Here is a 16706-nt window from a genome sequence, read left to right on the forward strand (position 1 = left end):
TATCCATCCACAATCCCCTCCTTCCAGACTGCGGCACGGCCGGAGTGTCGGAGGCTCGGGACATGATGGATCCGGCCTATCTCCTCGCCCGCTTCGGCGGCGTCGCACGGGGAACCACACTCCAGGATTACGGATGCTCGCGCACGAGGATCGCGGCCGCGGCGGATGCCGGCGAGATCCGGCGTGTGCGACAGGGGGTCTTCGCTCTGCCGAAGACGGATGCCGGAGTCCTGGCGGCCGCCGCACACGGGGGCAGCCTCACCTGCGCTGCGGCGCTGCGCGCCCACGGTGTCTGGATGCTGCCCGCTCCGAACCACGAGGTTCACGTCTGGATGGGACGGAGCGGCCGTCCGCACCCCCACGAGGGATGCTCGTGCACCACCCACTACTCGCCCGGCTCCGCGGGTCTCGGACTCGCCCCCGTCGTGGTCTGCCTGATCCACGCCTACCGCTGCCTCGACGAAGAGGCCTTCTTCGCCGCGTATGAGTCAGCCTGGAACAAGCGTCTCATCGGCGCCCACGACCGCGCACGGATCCGCCGCGAACTGCCCCGAGCGGCCGGCTGGTTGCTCGATCTCGCGCGGCCGGATGCCGAGAGCGGGCTCGAATCCCTGCTCAGACTGCGGCTGCATCTGCACGGCATCCGCCTGGACTGTCAGGTCTCGATCCCCGGCGTGGGCCGGGTCGACTTCGTCGTGGCCGGGCGGATCATCCTCGAGGCCGACGGCAGGGAGAACCACACGCACGCCAAGCGACATGACGATCTGCGAAGGGATGCCGCGGCATCCGCCCTCGGATTCGAGACCCTGCGATTCGATTACGCCATGATCGTGCACGACTGGCCGACGGTCCTCGCCGCGATCGTGCCCGCGCTCGGACGATCCCGAGGGTGAGGCGGAGTCGGAGTCGGAGTCGGATCGCAGGCTGAGAATACATCTGCAGGTCGAATCAGCCCGATCCGACCTGCAGATGTATTTTCGACCTGCAAAGTGCAGGGACTGTGAAGGGGGCGACGTGCAGACCGCCGAGAGTGCCTACTCGACCGTGACGGACTTCGCGAGGTTGCGCGGCTGGTCGACGTCGAGCCCCTTGGCCGTGGCGAGCGCCATGGCGAAGATCTGCAGCGGCACGACCGCGAGCAGCGGCTCGAACATCGGACCCGCGAGCGGGATGTGGATGACCTCGTCGGCGAAGGGCAGCACCGCGGCATCGCCCTCTTCGGCGATCACGATGACCCGCGCGCCGCGGGCGCGGATCTCCTGGATGTTCGAGACGACCTTTGAGTGCACGAGCGCCGAGTGACGCGGCGACGGCACCAGCACGAACACGGGCTGACCCGGCTCGATGAGCGCGATCGGACCGTGCTTGAGCTCGCCGGCGGCGAAGCCCTCGGCGTGGATGTACGAGATCTCCTTGAGCTTGAGAGCTCCCTCGAGCGCGATCGGGTAGCCGACGTGGCGGCCGAGGAACAGCACCGAGCGGGTGTCGGCCATCCAGCCGGCGAGCTGGGTGACGTGCTCCTGCTCGCTCTCGAGCACGCGGGCGACCTTCTCGGGCAGAGCGGCGAGCTCTGCGACGTCTGCCGACGCGTCGGAGACCGTTCCACGGACGCGGCCCATGTGCAGGCCGAGCAGCAGAAGCGCGGTGATCTGCGCCGAGAACGCCTTGGTCGACGCGACGGCGACCTCGGGACCGGCGTGCGTGTAGACGACGGCATCCGACTCGCGCGGGATGGTCGCGCCCTGCGTGTTGCAGATGGAGAGGGTGCGGGCACCGCGCTCGCGGGCGTACTTGACGGCCATGAGCGTGTCCATGGTCTCGCCCGACTGGCTGATCGAGACGACGAGCGTGTCGGCGCCGATCACCGGGTCGCGGTAGCGGAACTCGTGCGCGAGCTCGACGTCGACCGCGACGCGCGCCCACTGCTCGATCGCGTACTTGCCGACGAGCGCTGCGTAGGATGCCGTGCCGCAGGCCGTGATGATCACGCGGTTGATGCCGGTGAAGAGCTCGTCGAGCCCGTCGAGCTCGGGGATGACGACCTGGCCGTCCTGGATGCGGCCGCGGATCGTGTTCGCGACGGCCTCGGGCTGCTCCGCGACCTCCTTGGCCATGAAGCTCGACCATCCGCCCTTCTCGGCGGCGGCGGCGTCCCAGGAGACGTCGAACGGCTCGGCCTGGACCGGCGCTCCGAAGAAGTCGGTGACGGTGACGGCATCCGGGGTGATCGAGACGATCTGGTCCTGCCCGATCGCGAGCGCCTTGCGGGTGTGCTCGATGAACGCGGCGACGTCGGAGCCGAGGAAGTTCTCGCCCTCCCCCAGGCCGATGACGAGCGGGGAGTTGCGGCGAGCGCCGACCACGAGCCCCGGGTGGTCCTCGTGCATCGCGAGCAGCGTGAACGCGCCCTCGAGGCGGTTCACGACGCTGCGGAACGCGAGCTGCAGGTCGCCGCCGTTGCCGGCGTACTCGCGGCCGAGGAGGGCTGCAGCCACCTCGGTGTCGGTCTCGCTGCGGAACACGACGCCGTCGGCGAGGAGCTCCTCGCGCAGCGCCGAGAAGTTCTCGATGATGCCGTTGTGGATGACGGCGAGCTTGTCGTCGTCGGCGAGGTGCGGGTGCGCGTTGACGTCGGTCGGACCGCCGTGCGTCGCCCAGCGGGTGTGGCCGATGCCGGTCGAGCCGTCCGAGAGGGGTGCATCGGCGAGCGAGTCGCGCAGCACGGCGAGCTTGCCCGCCTTCTTGCGCATCCCGAGCGCGCCGTCTCCGTCGATGACGGCGACGCCGGCGGAGTCATATCCGCGGTACTCGAGGCGGGCGAGGCCGGCGAGAAGGATGTCCTGGCTGGGGCGCGGGCCCACGTATCCGACGATTCCACACATGCTTCAAAGATAAGCGGCAAATTTTGCGAGTCGTCCGAACAATAGCCCGGGGCCGCTCCCGTGGCAGTTCAGAAAGTCAGAGCTTGCGGAGCAGGACGGATTCGACCGTGTGGTCGGCGCCCTTGTTCAGGACCAGACGCGCGCGGTGCTTGGTGGGCATCACGTTCTCGACGAGGTTCGGCATGTTGATCTCGTTCCAGTAGCCGAGCGCCGTCGTGATCGCCTCCTCGTCGGTGAGGTGCGCGAAGACGTTGAAGTACGACGACGGATTGCTGAACGCGCCCTGCCGCAGCGCGAGGAAGCGGTCGACGTACCACTTCTCGATGTGCGAGGTGTCGGCGTCGACGAAGATCGAGAAGTCGAACAGATCGCTGACCGCGACGTCGTTCGGCGCGGGCGGCGGCTGCAGCACGTTCAGCCCCTCGACGATCACGACGTCGGGCCGCCGTACGACGACATGCGCGTCGGGGACGATGTCGTACCGCATGTGCGAGTAGAAGGGAGCGCGCACCTCGGGGGCCCCGCTCTTCACCTCGGTGAGGAACTCGATGAGGGAGCGTCGGTCGTACGACTCCGGGAAGCCCTTGCGCTCCATCAGGCCACGGCGCTCGAGCTCGGCGTTCGGGTAGAGGAAGCCGTCGGTCGTGACGAGCTCGACCCGGGGCGTGCCGGGCCAACGGCTCATGAGCTCGCGCAGCAGTCGGGCGATCGTCGACTTGCCGACGGCGACCGAGCCGGCGACGCCGACGACGAACGGCGTCGTCGTGTCGTCCTCCTGCAGGAACGACGAGGTCGCCGCTCCGAGGCGCTTGGTCGCCGTGGCGTAGAGGCTGAGCAGGCGGCTGAGCGGCAGGTAGACCTCGCGGACCTCGGTCATGCTCAGCCTGTCGCCGATGCCGCGGACCTCGACGACCTCGGTCTCGCTGAGCGGCTGATCGAGGTCGGCGGCCAGACGCGCCCATTCCGCACGACCGATCTCACGATACGGAGACAGCGGCTGCGCAGAGTCGACGGTGGTCACTGTTCCATCGTATCGGGGCACGAGTAGTCTCTTCCCGTGCGCCTGGGAGTCCTCGACATCGGTTCCAACACCGTCCACATGCTCGCCGCCGACGTCCGCCCCGGCGGTCGCCCGCTCGCGAAGACGAGCGACCGGACGGTGCTGCGCCTCATGCGCTACCTCACACCGGAGGGCGCGATCTCCGAGGAAGGGGTCGTCGCGCTCGAGGAGGCGGTCGCGCAGGCGCGCAGGGTCGCCGACAGCGAGAAGGTCGACGAGCTCCTGGCGACCGCGACGAGCGCCGTGCGCGACGCGCAGAACGGCGTCGACGTGATCGCCCGCATCGAGGCCGCCCTCGGGCAGCCGCTGCAGGTGCTCGACGGCGAGACCGAGGCCGAGCTGACCTTCCTCGCGGTGCGCCGCTGGTTCGGGTGGTCGGCGGGGCAGCTGCTGCTCCTCGACATCGGCGGCGGCTCGCTCGAGATCGCGGCGGGTGCCGAGGAGATGCCGGATGCCGCGGCATCCGTCCCTCTGGGCGCCGGACGAATGACCGTGCAGTTCCTGCCGAACGACCCGCCCGGCGAGGAAGACGTCGAAAGGCTGCGAGCGCACGCGAAGAAGACGCTCGCCGCCGTGCTGCCGCAGTTCCTCGCGCTCCCGCGTCCCGATCATGTCGTCGGCTCGTCGAAGGCGATCCGCTCGCTCGCCCGACTCGTCGGATACCCGGCACCCGGCTGGTCGGGGACCGATCGGATGCTGCTCCCCCGCGCTTCGCTCGGCTCCTGGATCCCGCGTCTCGCGCGGCTCCCGGCATCCGCTCGTCAGGAGCTCCCCGGGATCACGCCGGACCGCACGTTCCAGATCGTCGCCGCGGCGGTCTCGCTGCATGCGGCGATGACCGTGCTCGACATCGAGGAGCTCGAGGTGTCGCCGTGGGCGCTGCGCGAGGGCGTGCTGCTGCGCTACATCGAGCAGCTGAACTGGAGCGGCACCCGAAGCTGAGAACCGGGGTCGGCTGCGGTGGCTAGCATGGCGGCATGTCCGCTCCTGCCGTCGTCCGCGCCCACACCGGCGCCGTCGTGGCGCGGGCGCTGCTGGTCGGCTACCTGCTCTTCGTGGGCTTCACGGTGTGGCTGCCCGCGACGGTCTCCGCCAAGGTCACGGGTCTCGTCGGCATCGTCGCCACCTGGGTCGCGGATGCCGGGATCGCGTCGTACTCGCGGAGCGCCTTCGTGCTGGAGATCCTCGCCAACGTGGCGCTCTTCGTGCCCGTCGGCCTGCTCCTCGCACTGGCCTGGCCGCGCCTGCGGCTGTGGCAGACCGTGCTGATCGGCGCGCTGATGAGCGTGGTCATCGAGACCGTGCAGGGGGTGATGCCCTCGCGGTTCCCGACGCTGTCGGACGTGATCGCGAACACCACGGGCACGCTGATCGGCGCGCTGATCGTGACGATCATCCTGTCTCTCGCGGGCGTCGGCCGACCGTCTCCTGCGCGTAGGCTGACGGCGTGAACGCGCATTCTCAGGACGGTCCGCCCGCCGGCATGAGCCGCCGGGAGTGGCGTGAATCCCAGGCACCCGCCGCCGCGCCCGAGGCTCCCCCGGCGGAAGCGCCGGTCATGCCCGACTTCCTCGGGGGCCCGCCGCCCGCCGAGCAGCCGAGCGCGAGCCTCACGATCCTCACCGTCTGCACGGGGAACATCTGCCGCTCCCCTCTGGCCGAGGTGCTGCTGCGCGGCAGGCTCGAGCCGCTGGGCGTCCGCGTGCACAGCGCCGGGACGCACGCCCTGGTCGGCCACGGCATGCCCGAGCCCGCCCTCGACCTCGCGCTGAAGGCCGGTGCGGATCCGCAGGTCGCCGCCGCTCACCAGGCCCGCTATCTCGTCGAGCCGATCATCGGCGACGCCGACCTCGTCCTCGCGATGGCTCGTGAGCACCGGTCGCACGTGGTCAAGATGATGCCCAATCGGCTGCGCCGCACGTTCACGGTCCGCGAGTTCGCCCGCCTCGCCTCGACCCTGAGCACGGAAGACGCGCGCCGCGCAGCGGATGCCGCCGGCGGATCGCCGCAGGATCGGTTCGCCGCCGTGCTCCGCGCCGTCGCCGACCAGCGCGGCCTGACGCCGTCGGCTGCCGAGGACGACGACGTGGTCGACCCCTACCGACGCTCCAGCGAGACGTATGCGCGCTCCGCCGCTCAGCTGGTTCCGGCGCTCGACGAGGTCGAGCGGATCGTGCGCGCGGCACTCGGCTGAGCCTCGTCTTTCCCACGGCAGGCGGTGGTTCACCGTATGCTCGATGTCGTATCTGCATCCCGAGTTCCCCACGGGATGCATGAGGGGATAAAGAGTTGGAACTCAGAGACTACGTGCGCATTCTGCGCGCGCACTGGATCGTGATCATCGTCGCCACGATCATCGGAGCCGCCGCGGCCTTCGGGTGGAGCGCCATCCAGCCTCGCGTGTACTCGGCCGACACGACCGGCATCGTCACCGCGGTCGGCGGCGACGGTACGAGCGGCAGCGCCCTCGTGGGCAACCAGCTCGCCCAGAGCCGGGTGAAGTCGTACCTGAACCTGGGCTCGTGGCGCGCCGTCGCCGAGCACGCGATCGACGAGCTCGACCTCGACACCTCCCCCGACGTCCTCGTCAACCACGTCACGGTGACGAACCCCGTCGACACGACGGCGCTGAAGGTGACCGCGACGGGTTCGACGCCCGAGTCCGCGCAGGCGCTCGCTCAGGCCTGGCTCGACGGCATGGCGATCGAGATCGAGAAGCTCGAGGGAGGGACGACGACGTCCCCCGCCGCGATCTCGCTCATGGTGGGCGATTCCGCGCGGCTCCCCTCTGCGCCCTCGTCTCCGAACACCCGCCTGAACCTCATCATCGGCGCCCTCGTCGGCCTCGCCCTCGGGCTCGTGTACGCGTTCGTGCGCCACACGGTAGACCGTCGGGTCCGGCACCCGCGCGACATCGAGCGCGAGACCGGCGTCTCGGTCATCGGCACGCTCCCGCTCGAGAAGTCGATGTCCGACGAGCGCCAGGTGATCGACTTCTCGCTGGAGTCGCAGCACGGCGTCTCGCACCACACGATCGAATCGATGCGCGAGCTGCGCACGAATCTGCAGTTCATCGACGTCGACAACCCGCCGCGCGTCATCGTCGTCACCAGCTCGGTGCCCGGCGACGGCAAGTCGACCGTGTCGGTCAACCTCGCCTCGAGCCTCGCCGCCGCGGGCCAGTGGGCGATCCTCATCGACTGCGATCTGCGTCGCCCGGTCATCGCCGACATCTTCGGGATGTCCAAGGATGTCGGCCTCACCGACGTTCTCGCCGGGCGCGCCGACCTGCAGGATGTCGCGCACCGCCCGTCGCGCGACGTGCCGCTGGCCGTCGTGGGGGCGGGGCGCATCCCGCCGAACCCGAGCGAGCTGCTCGGCTCGCACCGCATGCGCGACTTCCTGGCGGAGATCAGCAAGTCCGCGATCGTGATCCTCGACTCCCCTCCGGTACTGCCGGTCACGGATGCCGCCGTGCTCGCGGCCGGCGCGGACGGCGTGCTGATCGTCGTGTCGTCGGGGAAGACCACCTTCGACATGCTGCAGCGTGCCATCGAGAACATCACCCGCACCACGGGTCGCGTGCTCGGCGTCGTCCTGAACCGCGTCCCCCGCAAGGGAGCCGAGTCGGCGTACTACGGCCGCGAGTACTACGGCGCGTACGAGCGGTACGCACAGAAGGAAGAGGACACCGAGGCGGATACCCCGGAGCCGGGCGTGCGTCGTCGCGGAGCCGCTCAGGTCTGAGTCGTCGGCGCCTGCAGGAGCCCGTCCTCGACCAGCTCCTGGAGAGCTGCCTGCACGATCGAGCGCGCGTCGCCGGTCTCGGGCTCGCCGTGCGCGCTGACGACCGCCTCGACGATCTCCGCGAGGGTGTGGCCGTGCGCCGCCGCCCACAGGGACGGCCCGATGCCGTCGAGCACGTGGACCTGTCCTCCCGTCGGCGTCCGCTGCAGGATCGCGATGCGACCGTCGAGGCCGAGCTCGTCGGCCGTCGCCGCGCGCGCGAACGCGTCGGTGCGCGTCGGCGCGGCATCGGATGCCATCGGACGGGGTGAGACCGCGTCCACCGGGCGGAGCTCGGTGCGCAGCAGACGCTCGATGATCGGATCGATATCGGCGACCTCGCGATACCGCAGCCGCACAGCGCCGCCGGTGGCCTCGAGAAGGGCCGCGATCCGCTGCAGCGGGGCCTCTCCGTCGCACAGGTAGCTGGTCTGGGGTCCGAGCAGCTCGAGGGCCTCCGCGACGTCGAGCTCCTCGAGCGACGGCTGCTCAGGGCCGTCCGCTGACCGATCGATCACGACGATCTTCGCGACGCGCAGCGAGGACGGGAGCGGACGCCCTCCGTCGAGACTCGACAGCGCCACCTGCGCCTTATGGGTCGAGTGCGCCTCGATGATCGACAGCGGCTTCCGATACGGTTCGACACCGCCGTCGGGGGCGATCGCGATCGTCTCATCGCTCACATACGCGTACCGCCGGGACAGGTGCCGTGCAGCCGTGGTCTTGCCTGTGCCCGACGGCGCGCTGAGCACGACGACGCGACCGCTCTCGTCGGCGAGGCCGGCCGCGTGCAGCATCCACACCGGATCGGCGCGACGGTGCGCGAGGGCGGCGATCGTCACGTCGGTCGAGAGCATCGAGAGCGCTGCGTCGTCTTCGAGTCCGTCACGCACCGCGACGATCACGTCCGGCGTCCGAGCTCCCTCGTACCAGGCATCCGCCCATGCCTCATGGGCACGGATCCGGAACTCCGCATCACGACTCGAGACATCGACATCGACGACGGCACCGACCGCGCTGACGAGAAAGCGATCAGGCATGGGAACAGCCTATCGACCGGGATGGAGCCCTCATCGAACGCACGAAAGAACACATCGCGCGCATTTAACGAACAATCTGCGCGGTGTTCTTCACTTCGATGTTCGAATTCCGCTGCTCGTCATAGCGTGACGGTATCCAGGACAGGGGAATCCTCGCGAGAAGAAATCCTCTGACTCCAGAAGAAAAGCGGAGTAACGGTCACCGCGACGGTCTTCGAGACGGTAGCGTATCGACCACGCGAAGCCAGAGTGCGGGTCGATCTGAGGGGGTCGACGAGCACGGATCAGTCTGGCGCGCGTTCATTCGGCGCACGGAAGGGTGATGCGTGGATCTCGGCAACGTGAGGGAGATCGGTCCGCAGGAGCTGATCGATCACGGCATCCGGCCGGTCGGTGACCGGGCCTCCCTGCGTGCTCGGGAACGGACTCCCGGCTCCGTCATCCTGCTGACCATGAGCGGCACGTCGAGCGAGGTCGCGATCGACACGCTGACCGCTCACCCGGAGCACGCGGTCTTCGCCTTCATCCAGGCCGAGGCCCTCTGGTCGAGGATGCAGGACGAGCCGTGGCTGCAGATCGAGAACGGCATGGTGATCGCCGCTCCCGGCCTCACGCGCGGATTGCGCTGTCAGGGCGCGTGGAGCGCGACCGTCGCACTGGTGCCCCGCACGGCGATGGCGTCGTTCGTCTCGACCCTGCCGACCGACGCCCGGATCTTCCCCGAACGTCGCCTGCTCGACCGGGCGATGCAGGACTTCGTCGAGGGGCTGCTGGATGCCGACGAGCGGGCGACCGCGATCGAGCGCTACGCGGTCGAGCAGCTGGTCGTGGAGATGGGCGGCGCGATCCTCCTGGACCGGGTCGGCGCCGTCTCGGGTCAGGGCTCGCCGCGCGCTGTGCTGCGCGACCGTGCGATCGCAGTGATCGCCCAGCAGTGCGGGGATCCGAGCCTGACGCCGACGCAGGTCGCCCGCGAGGTGCAGTCCTCGCTCCGTCAGCTGCAGCTGGTCTTCGCCGAGGCCGAGAACAGCGTCGCCGGCGAGATCCGCCGCCAGCGCGCACGCCTCGCGCGCTCGCTGCTCGTCGACAGCCGCTACGACGTGCTGAGCATCGAACAGATCGCGCAGCGCTCCGGGTTCCAGTCGCCGATGAGCCTGCGCCGGGCCCTCGACGAGGCTTACCGGGCGACGCCGCGCGCCCTCCGCGCACGTCGTCGCGCATAGCTCGAAATCGGTCTTTTCGCTCAGATCGCGCAGGTTCGGCGCACAATGCGCTGACTTCCTCCATTCGATGTTCTCGGCCGTTCTCCCCCGCCTACGTTGATGCCTACGAAGAGGCTCCTGGGGGATGCAGACGAACGTGTCGCCTCTTCGCGACACAACGGGGAACCGTATCTGCATCTATGAGGGAGGGCACTCACGTGACCGAAGAAATCCAGAAGAACAGCGGCTTCTCGCGCCGCACCGTCGTCAAGGGCGCCGCATGGTCGGTGCCGGTGATCGCGGCTGCCGTCGCCACGCCGCTCGCCGCGGCATCCGGCGGAGACATCGGAGCCTTCGCGCTCGACGGCTCCTGTGGAGTCCTCGGCGTCCTGGGCCCTGGGTTCACGCTCGAAGCCAGTGCCACCGAGCCGATCCCGGCGGGTACCACGGTCACCATCACCGGTGGCGGCATCGCCAACATCGGTGTCTTCAGCGTCACGGGCGGCACGGCTGCCGTCAACGTCCTGTCGCCCACGAGCACCCAGATCGTCCTGAGCGCTCCGGTCCCGGCCGGCGGCACCATCGCCTTCCGCACCACGCTTTCGATCTCGGTCGCGTTCACGCTGAACGCGACGACCACGCTCCCCGCCGGTTACACCGGCACCGGTGGCAAGCCTGCCGGCTCGGTGAGCTCGACCCTCATCCTCTGCTCGGCCACCTGATCGGGCACCAGAGGATCTGAGAAGTCAGACCACCAGAGCGGCCGTATCCTTCGGGGTCCGGCCGCTCTGCTGATCCGCCAAGATGAAGTCATGCACGCATTCGTCGTCCCCCTGACGGTGTTCCTCGCCGTGGTGTTCGCCGTGAGCGCCCTCGGCAAGCTCCGGTCCACCGACCGCGGGAGCGCGTCGTTCGCCGCCCTGCAGATCCCGGTACGCCACCCGGATGCCGCTGCCGTCGCCCTGATCGCTGCGGAAGCCGTGGTCGCCGTCGGACTCGTCTCCACCGGGGGATGGCTCTTCGTCGGCTTCGCCGGGGCCGCGCTCGTTCTCACGGCCGGTCTCCTCTTCGTCGTCGTCCGGGCGCACCGGAAGGGCGCCACCGATGACTGCGGATGCTTCGGCGAGTGGATCCCGTCCGCGATCGGTCCGCGACTGATCCTGCGCAACGTGATGCTGACCATCGCGGCCTCCGCCGTGCTGGCGTCGTCGATCCTCGTTCAGGCGCTCCTCGGTGGGCCCGTCGGGGTGCCGCTCGCCCTCTCGTCGCCGTCGTCGGTCGTGCCGGCGGTCGGAGCGCTCGCGGCCGCGGCGCTGATCGCGGTGGCCACCTGGGCGACCGTCCGCGCCTCCACGACGACCCCGGCTGCCTCATCGCCCGCTGACCGCGGAGCGGGTGCGGTCGTCGTGCCGGAGACGGGCGAGATCGTCGATCTGCTCGCCGCAGGCTCCCGCGCCCGCCTGCTGGTGTTCGTCTCGCCGGGCTGCCACGCCTGCGAGACCGCTCTGACGGCCCTCACAGCGGCCGAAGACGACCTGAACGGGCTCGTCGACCTCTACGTCGTGCAGAGGGCCGCGTCGGGGGCTGCGGGCACCGACTCCGCCCACGCCCTCCCCCGGGCCGCGCGCTTCGCGCTCGACGTCGGCGGATCGCTGAGCGCGAGTCTGGGCACAGGCCGGGCGACCCCGGTGGCCGCCCTGATCGGCACCGACGGGCTGCAGGCCGGTCCCCTCGCGGTCGGCAGCGACGAGACGGCGCTGCTCATCGACAGCATCCGCGCCCTCGCGACCGCCCCGCCGGCGTGAGCCGCCGCGGGTCTACGCCGTGCGGCGGATCGCCTTCGGTCGACCCGTGAGCCAGCCCATGACCCATTCGACGGGCCCGGTGCCGACGAAGCGCCACCACAGCCATCCGATGAGGATCATGCCGGGCACGATGACGAGCCAGCCCGGATAGAAGTTCTCGGCAGGACGACCGTAGGCGTTGTTCCAGAGCGCGATGAGCCCGACGTGCAGCAGGTAGAGCGAGAGCGCGACCTGGCCGCAGGCGCGGAGCGGGACGAAGATCGCGCCCCAGACGCGCTGCGCGCGCTCCCGACGGACGGTCGCCGCGAGGACCACGCAGACGTAGACGGCGAAGACGAGACCGAAGTCCTTGAGGGTGTCGAGGTAGTCGCCCGACTGCACCGTGCCGAGACGCTGGCCGACACCCCAGGCCAGGTATGCCAGCGGCGCCGCCGCAGCGAGCACCCAGAGCAGGCGATCCCGCTTGAGGCCGTGACGGATGAGCAGCGCGCCGATGAGGAACATCGGCAGCAGGTTGACGACCCGATACTGGGGGCCGAGGAACAGCCAGGTCATGACCTCTCGCACCGGGTCGCCGCTCGTGTAGGCCCACACCCAGGTGCGGGCGAGGGCGAGCAGGGGCTGGCTCACGACGAGGATCACGACGGTCACCGCGATCACGACGGGCGTACGGGCGAGCAGGATCGGCGCCCCGATGATGATGAGCAGACCGAGGTAGGCGAGCACCACGGCCACCCACGAGCCCCAGGAGGCCATCCAGACGCCCAGGACGACGAGGAAGAGGCCCCGGAGCGTCTGCTGGAGCAGCGTCGTCCCCACGCGTCCTCCGCGCCGCCACACCAGCTCCGCCGACATCCCCATCACGAGCGCGAACAGGGGCGACGCGACGTCGCTGAAGTTCGCCGTGATGAACTTGACGGCCCACGGGGCGTTCGGCACGAAGGATGCCGCGTGGGCGATGAGCATCGCGATGATCGCGAAGCCGCGCAGGACATCAGGAATGAGAAGGCGACTCGGTGCAGACCGGAGCCGCGCGCGGGCCTCCGGCGCGTGCGTCGCCGCACTCGCAGAATATTGGTCCATTCCCTGACAGTATTGGCTGGACCCCCGTGCGCGCGACCTGGAGACCGAGATGACGACCGCAGAATCCCCTGCTCCTCGTCGCCGCAGAATCGGCGGAGTGTGGATCAACGTCGCGCTCGCGCTGGCGCTCACGGCCATCATCGTCGCGTTCCTCGGGCAGCCCTCGTCCGGGTCGATGTCTCCGACGCTCGAGCCCGGCGATCGGATCGTCGTGAACAGGCTCGCGTTCCTCGGCTCCGACCCCGCTCCCGGCGACATCGTCGTGTTCCGGCCCGACGACAGCTGGGGCGAGAAGCCCGCCGCCGGCAACTGGGCGACCGGAGCGCTGCAGTGGATCGGCGAGACCACCGGCATCCGCCCCTATGTGCTCGTGAAGAGGGTCATCGCGGGCGAGGGGCAGACGGTCGAGTGCTGCGATGCCGAGGGGCGGGTCCTCGTCGACGGCGAGCCGCTCGACGAGCCCTACGTCGTGAAGGACCTGCCGTTCGTCAGCGGCGAGCTCGACTGCGACACCACACCCCTGTCGACGCGGTGCTTCGCCGAGGTGACGGTGCCTGAGAATTCGTACCTGGTGCTGGGCGACAACAGGGCGAATTCCGCGGATTCCGTGTTCCTGTGCCGCGGTGTCGCCGACCCGGACGACGGATGCTGGCGCTGGATGCAGCGGGACTCGGTGTTCGGCAAGGCCGGGCCGATCCTCTGGCCCGTGTCGCGCTGGGGCGGACCGTAGGCGCTGCAGATCAGCCGCAGCCGGGCGTCTCCAGAGTCACCGGCGTCGCACGCACCATCGGTGTCGTCCAGACGTCGTAGGCGCCGTAGTCCGCTCCCGTCGTGCCCTCGGCGCCCTTCATCGAGACCGTGATCGTCGCGGCCGTCTGCGGGGGTGTCACGACGTTGATGCGCACGACGGAGCGCCCGAGGTGCGTGCCCTCCGCGATCAACGCGAAGCTCTCCGCTCCCTCGACATTCCACGAATCGATCGTCGCGCCGACGGGAGCGTAGACGACGACATCCGTCGCGATGTGCCCGGGCTCGTAGTACGGCCCCGTGATGAAGTACGGGAGCGCATCGGCCTGCTCGGGCGTGATGTTGTTCGCGAACGTGATGGTCTGCTGGAAGGTGGGCGCTCCGGTCGCCGTGCACTGGTCGGTGCTCGAGACCACGCTCGCATCCGCGTAGTAGTCGGTCTTCGCGCCCGTCGTGTCGTTGAAGTACACGCCGGCGATCGTCTTGTCGTCGTTGGTCGCGGGAAGCGTGCCTGCGAGGCGGGTGTCCGACATCATCGCCTCGATGTCGGGGTTCGACGACCAGATCTTCATCCGGCTCTCATCGCTCGCCTGACGCAGGGCGTCGAACAGCGCGAGGGGGTTCTCGACGCCTGCTGTCAGCGTGGCGAAGATCTGCGCGGCGGCGGAGGCGAAGAAGAGATCCTGGGCGGACGCGTCAACATTGTTCCCGTTGATGACCTCACCGTAGTTGAAGTACACCTCGTTGAGCAGGAGCGAGACAGCATTCTCACTCGTGAGCGTCTCACCGGTGGCGAGTTGAATCGGGCCCGTCGCGTTGAGAATGTAAGAGAGCGCTACGGGATCGGTGGAGATCACGTCATCAAAGGGCGGAAGCCCTTCGTCTGCCCACCACGCGCGCATGATGTCGACAGTTGTGGGAAAGTCGGGCGTTGCGGTCATGTTGGGAATCCATCGCCCGATGATGTCGGAGTACAGGTTCTCCGTCTCCGCGTCGAGCGGCGAGATGCTCTCGGGACGAGCGTTCGCGAACTGCACACTCGTCGCCTGCGTCGTCAGCTCGATGCGGCCCTCGGTGGCAGTGACGAGCGCGAGAGCGGCGGGGTTGCCACCCGACGCCCGCAGCTCCGAGTTGCCCTGGAACATCAGGAGATAAGTGCGAGGTGTGCCTTCGCCCAGTGCCGCCGGAAGGACCTTGAGTATCGGCGACAGCGTGCCGAGCGTGTCGTCCACACCGGAGACGGCATCGTCCAAGGTGGTCAGCGCCTCGGTCACCTGAGGCAGCAGGAACGTGCGGTCAGCGTTCTCGATCCGCGTGCTCACGCCGGCGAAGGTCGCGGCTCCGGTCGAGACGACCTTCTCGAGATCATGCACGGCGGCCAGATCAATGGCGCCGTTCACCGGCTTGAAGGCGGTGAGATCGAGTTTGGGCAGTGAATTCACAGCGAAGTCGGCGACATCGTCGATGCTCTCGGCCGCCGCGCGCACAGCGGCGAGGTTCTGGCCGACGACCGGAACCCATTCCGCGACGCGCCAGTCCCAGCCTTCCGTCTCGGCGACGGCCCGTGCGGAAAGCTGCTTGAGCGAAGCCGCGTCCGCCGCTGCGCCCTCCGTGTCTCCAGCCACGACCTTCGCGGGCATGCCGCTGGCGATGGGCACGGCCGGAGTGAGTGAATCACGAACCGACAGAGCCTTCGATGCCGCGACTGCGGTCAGTGCTGCGACCGCGACGAGAAGAAGGAAGACCACTCCGACGATGATCCAGACGACTCGCCGACGACGGGGTCGCTTCGACTTACGCCGACCTCGGTCGGCGTTTGCGCTCGCGCTCGCGCTGGCGTTCACGTTGGCGTTTGCGCTGGCGCGCAAGCTGGCTCGGGTCTGGTGCGAGGAGGACATCGGTCCTATTCAATCGCAACTTCTTGACACTCCGCTCGATGAGCTGCCGAGTCGGGAGCAGCCGTGAGGACGACTCAGCGTCGAGAGATCAGTTTCCGAACGCTCACTCCGACGCGTCGCACTCGTGCCCTCAGGACTGCCAGCCTCGTCGCCGACCGGTCTCCCATGGCAATTCGCATGGTGTCCGAGTGAGGCCAGACGAGCCGATACAGCACGGCTGGTCTCTGCCGGATCGGCAGCAGGCGCAGCGCCTTGAAATGTCGACGGGAGGAGGCGGTCTCTAGACGCATGCCCCAATCCCTCGGCGCTGCCGCTGTTTTGAACGGCGCCGCCTCCTGGCCGAAGACCCTTTCGAGGGGGTCACTCAAGACGAACCCTGCGTCGAGACGGCTGACGACCGGAAGCACGGAACGCCCGCCACGTCGAAGCACGAATTCGGACTTCTCGATCGCGGACGCGCCCGCGGGTACGCCGTCGTATGGACGCATGTCATGAAGCGCGGCGATCACCGCGTGCTCGGGAACCCTCGGCGTTCTGGCCATCGCTCCGGCGAACAGTCTCATCTCGGAACCTGCGTACAGCGCTTCGAACGCCTCAGTGGGCGGCAGCCCGATCCCGGGAAAGGACGTGTGTACATCCACCGCGCAGCCCCACTCGCCGGCGACGAGGGTAAGCGAATGAGTGACGGTCGTTCCGGTGAAGGGAAGGAACAGCGGCGTCCAGCCCCAGGCCTCCATCGCCCCCGCGAGCTTGCGATCATCGCCGGGACGAACCCAGCAGTCCACGTCTCCGGAGTGCTCCCGGACACGCAGACCCTGCGCGTGCAGAGTCGGCCCCTTGATGAACAGAATGTCTATGCCTTCCGACGCAGCTACGTTCGAGATCAGCGCGTAGACGAGTTCATGGAACAGGGAGACGAGCCATGGCCTATTCAGTTCTCGCACGCGCGACGGGTGCCCCTCATCACCGGAGGCGAGGCCCATCTCCGCGAGACCTCGAGCGACCTCCTGCTCATGCGCGCTGAGCGAGGCGACCGTGACCGGCCCTGCCGCCATCCGACGCCATAGTTCGGCCCCTTCTCCCAGGAGAAAGACGGGTCCGCCTGGGGTAGCGGGAACAACGACGATGTCGAACCCGTCGGCTGCGTACTCGCTCTCGACTAGGTCAAGAGCCCCGAACCCGATAGCAATCCAGACCGACACG

At 68.9% G+C, this 16706-nt stretch carries 15 protein-coding genes; 9 read left to right on the forward strand and 6 right to left on the reverse strand.

What is annotated here, in order from left to right; all coding sequences use genetic code 11:
• Window positions 1-62: 62 nt before the first annotated feature.
• Window positions 63-893: a type IV toxin-antitoxin system AbiEi family antitoxin domain-containing protein gene (locus tag MRBLWH11_RS19800; protein WP_341946120.1), complete on the forward strand. Its 831-nt coding sequence runs from the start codon at window positions 63-65 to the stop codon at window positions 891-893.
• 141 nt (window positions 894-1034) lie between these two features.
• Here MRBLWH11_RS19800 and glmS read toward each other — a convergent pair whose 3' ends face one another.
• Both glmS and coaA read right to left on the reverse strand, forming a co-directional pair.
• Window positions 1035-2882, reverse strand: a complete 1848-nt coding sequence (gene glmS / locus MRBLWH11_RS19805; protein WP_341946122.1) for a glutamine--fructose-6-phosphate transaminase (isomerizing) — start codon at window positions 2880-2882, stop codon at window positions 1035-1037.
• 76 nt (window positions 2883-2958) lie between these two features.
• The gene (gene coaA, locus MRBLWH11_RS19810; protein WP_341946124.1) at window positions 2959-3903 is read right to left on the reverse strand and encodes a type I pantothenate kinase; all 945 of its coding nucleotides are present in this window, start codon (window positions 3901-3903) and stop codon (window positions 2959-2961) included.
• 36 nt (window positions 3904-3939) lie between these two features.
• Between coaA and MRBLWH11_RS19815 the strand changes: the two genes are divergently transcribed.
• The 4 genes from MRBLWH11_RS19815 to MRBLWH11_RS19830 all read left to right on the forward strand — a co-directional run bounded on the left by MRBLWH11_RS19815 (window position 3940) and on the right by MRBLWH11_RS19830 (window position 7689).
• A complete protein-coding gene (locus tag MRBLWH11_RS19815; RefSeq protein ID WP_116634552.1) occupies window positions 3940-4884 on the forward strand; it encodes a Ppx/GppA phosphatase family protein in 945 nt (314 codons plus the stop codon).
• A 35-nt stretch (window positions 4885-4919) separates the two neighbouring features.
• Window positions 4920-5393: a VanZ family protein gene (locus MRBLWH11_RS19820; protein WP_341946127.1), complete on the forward strand. Its 474-nt coding sequence runs from the start codon at window positions 4920-4922 to the stop codon at window positions 5391-5393.
• Window positions 5390-6136 (forward strand): low molecular weight phosphatase family protein, encoded by a 747-nt coding sequence (locus MRBLWH11_RS19825; protein WP_341946129.1) that lies wholly within the window; start codon window positions 5390-5392, stop codon window positions 6134-6136. Before MRBLWH11_RS19820 ends, MRBLWH11_RS19825 begins: the two co-directional genes overlap by 4 nt.
• 95 nt (window positions 6137-6231) lie before the next feature.
• A complete protein-coding gene (locus MRBLWH11_RS19830; protein ID WP_341946132.1) occupies window positions 6232-7689 on the forward strand; it encodes a polysaccharide biosynthesis tyrosine autokinase in 1458 nt (485 codons plus the stop codon).
• Here the strand turns inward: MRBLWH11_RS19830 and MRBLWH11_RS19835 are convergent.
• Window positions 7680-8768 (reverse strand): PqqD family peptide modification chaperone, encoded by a 1089-nt coding sequence (locus MRBLWH11_RS19835; protein WP_341946134.1) that lies wholly within the window; start codon window positions 8766-8768, stop codon window positions 7680-7682. The genes MRBLWH11_RS19830 and MRBLWH11_RS19835 overlap by 10 nt on opposite strands.
• A 326-nt stretch (window positions 8769-9094) precedes the next feature.
• Here MRBLWH11_RS19835 and MRBLWH11_RS19840 point away from each other — a divergent pair, with 326 nt between their 5' ends.
• From MRBLWH11_RS19840 to MRBLWH11_RS19850, 3 genes are all read left to right on the forward strand, one after another.
• Window positions 9095-9991, forward strand: a complete 897-nt coding sequence (locus MRBLWH11_RS19840; RefSeq protein ID WP_341946136.1) for a helix-turn-helix domain-containing protein — start codon at window positions 9095-9097, stop codon at window positions 9989-9991.
• A gap of 197 nt (window positions 9992-10188) precedes the next feature.
• Entirely contained in the window at window positions 10189-10692 is a 504-nt protein-coding gene (locus MRBLWH11_RS19845) for a hypothetical protein (RefSeq protein WP_165807992.1), read from the forward strand.
• Between the two features lie 90 nt (window positions 10693-10782).
• Window positions 10783-11775 (forward strand): MauE/DoxX family redox-associated membrane protein, encoded by a 993-nt coding sequence (locus tag MRBLWH11_RS19850; protein WP_341946139.1) that lies wholly within the window; start codon window positions 10783-10785, stop codon window positions 11773-11775.
• A gap of 12 nt (window positions 11776-11787) precedes the next feature.
• Here MRBLWH11_RS19850 and MRBLWH11_RS19855 read toward each other — a convergent pair whose 3' ends face one another.
• Window positions 11788-12858, reverse strand: a complete 1071-nt coding sequence (locus MRBLWH11_RS19855; protein ID WP_133192788.1) for an acyltransferase family protein — start codon at window positions 12856-12858, stop codon at window positions 11788-11790.
• A gap of 49 nt (window positions 12859-12907) precedes the next feature.
• On the opposite strand from MRBLWH11_RS19855, the gene lepB reads away from it, so the two are divergent.
• Window positions 12908-13588 carry a signal peptidase I gene (gene lepB, locus MRBLWH11_RS19860; protein ID WP_341946143.1) on the forward strand — a complete coding sequence of 227 codons (681 nt, stop codon included), beginning with the start codon at window positions 12908-12910 and terminating at the stop codon, window positions 13586-13588.
• A 10-nt stretch (window positions 13589-13598) separates the two neighbouring features.
• Here the strand turns inward: lepB and MRBLWH11_RS19865 are convergent, their stop codons facing one another.
• The gene (locus tag MRBLWH11_RS19865; RefSeq protein WP_341946145.1) at window positions 13599-15353 is read right to left on the reverse strand and encodes a DUF4012 domain-containing protein; all 1755 of its coding nucleotides are present in this window, start codon (window positions 15351-15353) and stop codon (window positions 13599-13601) included.
• 224 nt (window positions 15354-15577) lie between these two features.
• Window positions 15578-16705: a hypothetical protein gene (locus MRBLWH11_RS19870; protein WP_341946147.1), complete on the reverse strand. Its 1128-nt coding sequence runs from the start codon at window positions 16703-16705 to the stop codon at window positions 15578-15580.
• Window position 16706 lies beyond the last annotated feature (1 nt).

This window comes from Microbacterium sp. LWH11-1.2 (assembly GCF_038397745.1).
Taxonomy (GTDB): Bacteria; Actinomycetota; Actinomycetes; order Actinomycetales; family Microbacteriaceae; genus Microbacterium.